Below are 7,234 nucleotides of genomic sequence, written 5' to 3'. Positions count from 1 at the left end.
GGCGACGGGGCACCGCCCTGCTGCGGCGCGGCCGGCGACGGCCCGGCTGCGGGCTGGGCCGCGCTGGGTTGGGCCTTGGTCGGCCACGGTTCGGCCGTGGAGCGCTTGACCGGCGGGCTGCCCTGGGCCGGACCCGGGGTGCCGATCACCTTGCCGCCGTTCGGGACGTCCAGGAAGGCCATCCCGCCGGCCGGGACCATGCCCAGCTCGGCGGCGCGCCTGGCCAGCGCGTCCGGGGCCGAGCTCTGGTCGATCTCGTGCTGGAGGCTCTGCTGCTCGTCGGTCGCCACGGTGGTCTGCTTCTGCAGTCGGGAGAGCTCGAAGGAGCCCTCGTTGAGCGCGGTGTTCAGTGCGAGCAGGCCGAGCAGCCCGGCCGCCAGCAGCACCACGACGAGCACCGCGAACGGTGTGCGCCCCCGGACCGGACGCTTGCCCGGCCGGACCGTGATCCGCGCCCTGCCCTGCCCGGGGAGTCCTCCCCGCCCCGCCCGGACCTCACCGGCCACCGGCCCCACTGCCTTCCTCCGCCCTTCGGACCCTGCCGGGCCGGTTCGTCAGCCCCGCTTGCTTCGGTCCCTGATCCTCTCCGCCACCCGCAGCCGTACGGGCGCGGCGCGCCGGTTCTCCTCGATCTCCTCCTCGGTGGCCAGCTCGGCACCGCGAGTGATCAGTTTGAGCCAGGGCTGGTGCTCCTCCGGGATGAACGGCAGGCCCGGCGGGGCGGTGCTGGTCGCGCCGGCGGCGAAGTACTGCTTCACCAGCCGGTCTTCCAGCGACTGGTAGGACATCACCACGATCCGGCCGCCGACCGCGAGGACGTCCAGCGCCCCGGGGATCGCCCGGTCCAGGACCTCCAGCTCGCCGTTGACCTCGATCCGCAGTGCCTGGAACGTCCGCTTGGCCGGGTTCCCGCCGGTCCGACGGGTCGCCGCCGGGATGGCGTTGCGCACCAACTCGACCAGACGCGCGCTGTTGGTGAACGGTTCCTTCTCCCGCTCCCGCAGGATCACCGAGGCGATCTTCCCGGCGAACCGCTCCTCGCCGTACACCTTGAGGATCCGGGCCAGGTCGCCGTGGCTGTAGGTGTTCAGCACCTCTGCCGCGCTGATCCCCCGGGTCTGGTCCATCCGCATGTCCAGCGGCGCGTCCTGCGCGTACGCGAAGCCGCGCTCCGCCTCGTCCAGCTGCATCGAGGAGACGCCGAGGTCGAACAGGACGCCGTCCACCTTCTCGATGCCCAGGCGCTCCAGCACCTCGGGGATCTCGTCGTAGACGGCGTGCACCAGGGTGGCCCGGTCGCCGAACGGGGCCAGCCGTTCGCCGGAGAGCTTCAGCGCCTGCGGGTCGCGGTCCACCGCGATCAGCCGCACCTCCGGGAACTGGGTCAGCAGCGCCTCGCTGTGCCCGCCGAGACCGAGGGTGGCGTCCACCACGACGGCTCCGGGGCGCGAGATCGCGGGGGCCAGCGCGTCCATGCACCGCTGGAGCATCACCGGAACGTGCTTGGGGCCCGGTTCGTTGGTGGTCATGCGCGGTGGCGCCCTTCCTCGGTGCGGAGCAGCCCGACGTCCGGGAGCTGCGACCATTCTCGCCCACCGCGCCCCGGCACGACGAAGCGGCCCGTGGTCCCCGCCCGCTCAAGGGGAAGGTCGTGACCGCCCGGCACCGGGGAAGGTGCGCCAGGTGGGCACGGAGCGGGTGGAGGCCACGGACCGCGTCGACCGGGCCGCACCGGCCGGGAAGGCCCCGTTGACGGGCCCCGGCGGGTGTGCTCCACTGCGCCGCAAACTCTATCGCGCGGGCCCTGCCCGTCAATGGTCCGCTCCGGCGCACCACCCGGGCGGCGGTACGGATCACCGCAGGTCGCGGCCGTCGGGGCGGCCCATCGGCGGCACGGATCGGGGGCCTTCGGCGGCGGGCGCGCGCCCCCTCCCCACCACGCGTGCGGGCCACTCCGGGACCAGCCCGGACAAACCTTCCCGTTGTGGCTATGCACTCGATCACAGCGCCCTGTTCTGTAGCTCCTCGCCCCACCGCGCGGGCCCGATCGGCACTAACGTCGCCACCATGACAGTGACACCCGACCGGCCCTCGCCGAACGCCGCTGCCGCCCCTGCCAGACCCACCGTCATCGACCGCTTCGTCACGGCCAACCGCACCTATGCGGTGACCTTCCAGGACGGCGGCATGGACGCCCGCCCGGTGCAGAAGATCGCCGTGGTGGCCTGCATGGACGCCCGCCTGGACCTGTTCGCGGCGCTCGGCCTCGAACTCGGCGACGCGCACGTCATCCGCAACGCCGGCGGCGTCGTCACCGACGACACCATCCGGTCCCTGACCATCAGCCAGCGCGCCCTCGGCACCCGCTCGATCGCGCTGATCCACCACACCGGCTGCGGCCTGCTCGGGCTCACCGAGGACTTCCGCCGCGAGCTGGAGCTGGAGGTCGGCCAGCGCCCGCAGTGGGCGGTGGAGGCCTTCGTCGACCTGGACGGCGATGTCCGCCAGTCCATGCAGCGCGTCCGCACCTCTCCGTTCCTGCTGCACACCGACGACGTCCGCGGCTTCGTCTTCGACGTCCACACCGGACTGCTGCGCGAGATCGACTGAGCGACCGACCCGGCCCCGCCGAGCCGTCGGGTCCCGAGTGCCCGGAGGCGAGCCGGCGCGTCCCGGCCGTCCGGGCACTCGGGTACCGCCGAATGGTGACTTCCGGCCATCGCGCGGGGGAGAATGCGCCTGCCGGTCGGACCCCGAACCACCTGGGGCGGCCAGGCCGCGGGCCGCCTTCCCGGCGCCGGATCCTCCTTCGGAACCGCCCCCGGGACGGCCGCGTCAAGCATGGGGTGGGGCCCGGCCTCGGGACGGGGCGGGCACAGGGTGCCAGGGAGCGTAAACGGGTGACGAGCTACAACGACCAGGCCGGACTCGGCAGTCCTGCGGGGGGCGGGCAGCAGAGGGCGAACGGCTACCAGCAGGTCGGGCTTCCCGAGCTCGCCGCGGTCGTCGACCGTGTCCGCGCCAACATCGAGAGCGTGATCGAGGGCAAGCCGGAGGCCGTCCGGATCGCCCTGACCGTCCTGCTCGCCGAGGGCCACCTGCTGCTGGAGGACGTGCCCGGCGTCGGCAAGACCATGCTGGCCAAGGCGCTCGCGCGCTCGCTCGACTGCACCGTGCGCCGCATCCAGTTCACGCCCGACCTGCTGCCCTCGGACGTCACCGGCACCAACATCTACGACCAGCAGCGGCACGACTTCGAGTTCCGCCCGGGCGCGATCTTCGCCCAGATCGTGGTCGGCGACGAGATCAACCGCGCCTCGCCCAAGACCCAGTCCGCGCTGCTGGAGTCGATGGAGGAGCGCCAGGTCACCATCGACGGCACCAGCTACGAGCTGCCCTCGCCGTTCATGGTCGTGGCCACCCAGAACCCGGTCGAGATGGAGGGCACCTACGCGCTGCCGGAGGCCCAGCGCGACCGCTTCATGGCCCGGATCTCGATCGGCTACCCCAGCCCCGAGGCCGAGCTCGCGATGCTGGACGTGCACGCCGGCGCCAGTCCCCTGGAGGACCTCCAGCCGGTCGCGCACGCCTCCGACATCCTCAAGCTGATCGACCTGGTCCGCGGCGTGCACATCGCCGACCCGGTCCGCCGCTACGCCGTCGACCTGGTCGGCGCCACCCGCACCAGCCCCGAGCTGCGCCTGGGCGCCTCGCCGCGCGCGACCCTGCACCTGGTCCGGGCCGCCCGCGCCGCCGCCGCGCTGGACGGGCGCGACTACGTCACCCCGGACGACATCCAGCGCCTCGCCGTCCCGGTCCTGGCGCACCGTCTGATGGCGACCGCCGAGAGCCAGCTCAGCCGCCGCACCTCCGAGCAGATCGTGGCCGACCTGGTCGCCCGGCTGCCGCTGCCGCGCCCGCAGGGCGGCCCGGCCGTCCGGAGGGGCTGAGGTGACCCAGTCCGACTCCGCATCAGGACTGCGGGCCGGGTTCCGCGGTCTCACCACCCGGGGGCGTTCCTTCCTCGCCGCCGGGGTCACCGCGGTGGTCTGTTCCTACCTGCTCGACCAGGACGCCCTGCGGCGCGTCGGCGTCCTGCTCGCCGCGCTGCCGCTGGTCGCCGTCGTGGTGGTCGCCAACACCCGCTACCGGGTGGCCAGCGGACGCCGGCTCAGCCCGCGCCGGGCGATCGCCGGCCAGGAGGCCCGGGTCCACCTGCGGGTCGACAACGTCTCCCGGGTGCCCACCGGGGTGCTGCTGCTGGAGGACAAGGTCCCGTACGTGCTCGGGCCGCGCCCGCGGTTCGTGCTGGACCGGGTCGAGCCGCGCGGCAACCGCGAGGTCTCCTACCGGGTCCGCTCCGACCTGCGCGGCCGCTACCCGCTCGGGCCGCTCCAGCTGCGGCTGTCCGACCCGTTCGGGATGTGCGAGGTGACCCGCGCCTTCACGGCCTCCGACGTCCTCACCGTCGTCCCCCAGGTCCAGGCGCTGCCCTCCGTACGGCTCAGCGGCGAGTGGATCGGCCAGGGCGAGAGCCACAGCCACACCCTGGCGCTGGCCGGCGACGACGACGTGATCCTGCGCGAGTACCGCCCCGGCGACGACCTGCGCCGGGTGCACTGGCGCTCCACCGCCCGGTACGGCGAGCTGATGATGCGCCGCGAGGAGCAACCGCAGCAGGCCCGGGCCACCATCGTGCTGGACACCCGGGAGATCGCCCACCGGGGCAGCGGCCCCGCCTCCTCCTTCGAGTGGGCGGTCAGCTGCGCCGCCTCCGTCGCCGTGCACCTGCTGGAGCGTGGCTACCGGACCCGGATGCTCACCGACACCGGTCAGTCCGTACCCGGCCCGGGCGCGGGCGGCAACCAGAGCAGCGCCGAGACCTCCGGACTGATCCTGGACGCCCTCGCCGTCGCCGACCTGTCCGACGGAGGCACCCTCTCCCGCGCCGAGGACCCGCTGCGCACCGGCGGCGAGGGCCTGCTGGTCGCCGTTCTCGGTGAGCTGGACGACACCCAGGCCACCCGGCTGGGCCGGCTGCGCAGCCGCACCGGCGGGGCGATCGCCTTCCTGCTGGACACCGGCACCTGGGCCGGCCTGCGGATGCTCGCCCCGGACACCGGCGGCGACGAGTTCCAGGCCCGGGTCCGGCAGCTGCGCGAGGCCGGCTGGACGGTGATCCCGGTACGCGCCGGGGACTCCGTACCGGACCTGTGGCGGGCCGCCGACGGCAGCAGGACGACCGCCCCCTACCGAGAAGAGGCCGGCGCGTGACCACCCGGGCCAAACTGACCGTGTACTCGGCGCTGGCCACCGCCCTGGCCTCGCTGTGCCTGATGCCGCTGCTCACCGCCAGCAGCTGGCTCACCCACGCCCTCCTGGTGATCGCCGTGATCGCCGCGGTCGGCGCGGGCCTGCGCCGCTCCCCGGTGTACCGCTGGACGGTGCCGGTCGGGCAGTTGCTGGTGCTGCTCCTGCTGATGCTGCTGGGCTTCGCCGGCGCCGGCGGGGTGCTGCCCGGGCCGTCCACGATGCGGGTCCTGGACCAGGTCTTCTCCTCCGGTCTGGACGACATACAGCAGTACGCCATCCCGGCGCCGCCCACCGCCGGGCTGCGGCTGATCCTGGTCTCGGCGGTCGGTCTGATCGCCGTCGCGGTGGACACCGTCGCGGTGACCTACCGGCGCTCGGCGCTGGCCGGGCTGCCGCTGCTGGCGCTGTACTCGGTCGGCAACGGCCTGGCCGAGGAGCACGGCAGCTGGGTCTGGTTCGCCGTCGCCGCGGCCGGCTACCTGCTGCTGCTCTTCGCCGAGGGCCAGGACCGGGTCTCCCGCTGGGGCCGCGTGTTCTACGGCGGCGCCCGCGGCTCCGTGGAGTCCGGCCGGGTCAACCCGGGCGGGCGGCAGGTCGGCGTGCTGGCCCTGGCCGTGGCACTGCTGCTGCCGGTGGTCCTGCCGAACTGGAGCTTCGGGCTGCTGCACTCCGGCTCCGGCGGATCGAACGGCAAGGGCGCCGGCGGGAGCCTGTCGACCAGTCTCGACCCGCTGGTCAGCCTGGAGGCCGCGATCTCCAAGCCCACCGACGCGGAGCTGCTCACCTACTCCCTGGACAGTCCGCTGGCCGACCAGATCTACCTGCGGACCGGCTCGCTCGACCAGTTCGACGGCACCAACTGGAAGCTCGGCAGCACCACGGTCAACGACCTCCCGACGACGCTGCCCTCGCCCGAGGGCCTGCGCAACGCCCAGGTCCCCCGGATCGAGGGCGATTTCGAGGTCAGCGACCGGCTGGAGGGGAGCTGGCTGCCGATGCCCTACCCGGCCGCGTCCGTCCAGGTCCCCAACCGCGGCGACTGGAAACTCGACCCGCTGACCCGCACCGTCCTGCCGGCCAACGACAAGGCGATCCGCGGCCTGCGCTACCACGTCAGCTCCCTGGACCTGCGGCCCACCGCCAACGAGCTGCGCCTCGCGCCCGCCGCGCCGCAGGACATCAGGGAGCACTACACCGCCGTCCCGTCCGACCTGCCGTCGGTGGTCGCCGAGCAGGCCAAGGCCGTCACCGCCGGCGCGCAGAACGACTACGACCGGGCGACGGCGCTGGTCAACTGGTTCACCGGGCCGGGCTTCAAGTACGACACCACGGTCAACGGCGGCACCGGCAGCAACGCCATCGCCGTCTTCCTGCGCGACCGCCGGGGCTTCTGCGTGCACTTCGCCTCCACCATGGCGGCGATGGCCCGGGTGCTGAAGATCCCGGCCCGGGTGGCCGTGGGCTTCACCCCCGGCGACAGCAAGGGCGGCAACGTCTACTCGGTGACCGGCCGGATGTACCACGCCTGGCCCGAGCTGTACTTCGCGGGCTACGGCTGGCTGCGCTTCGAGCCGACCCCGAGCCGCGGAGTCCCGACCCGCTACACCGAGGCGTCCAGCGCACCGACCACCGCGCCGACCCAGCAGGCCACCGCCGCCCCGCAGACCGCCCCGGCCGCCCCGGCGCCGACCTCCGGCTCGGACTGCACCGCCAAGCAGCGCCAGCTGGGCGAGTGCGGCACCGACGGCAAGGCCGTCACCAAGGCCGCCGACGAGTCCTGGCTGCTCTCCGGCCAGGTGCTCGGCACCCTGGCCGCGGTGCTCGCGCTGATCGCACTGCTGCTCGCCCCGATGATCTGGCGCGCCGCTGTGCGCCGCCGCAGGCTGGGCGGCGGCGGACGGCGCGGGCCCGGCGGGAGCGC

At 73.9% G+C, this 7,234-nt stretch carries 6 protein-coding genes; 4 read left to right on the top strand and 2 right to left on the bottom strand.

Features of this window, described 5'->3' with window-relative positions; all coding sequences use genetic code 11:
• Together KS423_RS33155 and rsmH are read right to left on the bottom strand one after the other, a co-directional pair.
• The coding region (locus KS423_RS33155) for a hypothetical protein (RefSeq protein WP_308020277.1) at window positions 1–398 on the bottom strand (398 nt) is incomplete at its 3' end.
• Between the two features lie 156 nt (window positions 399–554).
• Complete coding sequence (gene rsmH, locus KS423_RS33150) at window positions 555–1,529, bottom strand: 16S rRNA (cytosine(1402)-N(4))-methyltransferase RsmH (RefSeq protein ID WP_224283460.1); 975 nt, start codon at window positions 1,527–1,529, stop codon at window positions 555–557.
• Window positions 1,530–2,067: 538 nt separating this feature from the next.
• On the opposite strand from rsmH, the gene KS423_RS33145 reads away from it, so the two are divergent.
• The 4 genes from KS423_RS33145 to KS423_RS33130 form a co-directional block, all read left to right on the top strand.
• A complete protein-coding gene (locus KS423_RS33145; RefSeq protein ID WP_224283459.1) occupies window positions 2,068–2,610 on the top strand; it encodes a carbonic anhydrase in 543 nt (180 codons plus the stop codon).
• A 290-nt stretch (window positions 2,611–2,900) separates the two neighbouring features.
• Window positions 2,901–3,950: an AAA family ATPase gene (locus tag KS423_RS33140; protein WP_374120072.1), complete on the top strand. Its 1,050-nt coding sequence runs from the start codon at window positions 2,901–2,903 to the stop codon at window positions 3,948–3,950.
• Between the two features lies 1 nt (window position 3,951).
• Window positions 3,952–5,274 (top strand): DUF58 domain-containing protein, encoded by a 1,323-nt coding sequence (locus KS423_RS33135; RefSeq protein WP_224283458.1) that lies wholly within the window; start codon window positions 3,952–3,954, stop codon window positions 5,272–5,274.
• On the top strand, window positions 5,271–7,234 hold a 1,964-nt coding region (locus tag KS423_RS33130), incomplete at its 3' end, for a DUF3488 and transglutaminase-like domain-containing protein (RefSeq protein WP_224283457.1). The genes KS423_RS33135 and KS423_RS33130, both read left to right, overlap by 4 nt.

The sequence above is a fragment of the Streptomyces sp. LS1784 genome (assembly GCF_020103755.1).
Taxonomy (GTDB): Bacteria; Actinomycetota; Actinomycetes; order Streptomycetales; family Streptomycetaceae; genus Kitasatospora.
This window is presented reverse-complemented; position numbering and strand designations above follow the sequence as displayed.